The organism is Sphingobium sp. SG1 (genome assembly GCF_057063145.1).
Window position 1 is genome coordinate 1 of record NZ_JBVVOJ010000086.1, and the last position, 271, is coordinate 271.

Here is a 271-nt window from a genome sequence, read left to right on the forward strand (position 1 = left end):
GATACCGGCATCTGGCGCGCGCTGTGGGTCGTCGACTGGCCGATGTTCGAGGAGGACGAGGGCCGCTGGGTCGCGCTGCATCATCCGTTCACGGCGCCGAAGGTGTTCGATGCCTCGGAAATCGAGGCCAATCCGGGCACCGTGCTGTCGCAGGGCTATGACCTCGTGCTGAACGGCATCGAGGTCGGCGGCGGCTCCGTGCGCATCCACCGCGCCGACATCCAGTCGGCCGTGTTCCGCCTGCTCGGCATCAGCGACGAGGAAGCGCGCG

General features: G+C 68.3%; 1 protein-coding gene. It reads left to right on the forward strand.

Annotated elements, in window-relative coordinates; all coding sequences use genetic code 11:
• Positions 1 to 271: amino acid--tRNA ligase-related protein (locus AC0KVN_RS27660; protein WP_483656851.1), on the forward strand; the 271-nt coding region annotated here is incomplete at both ends.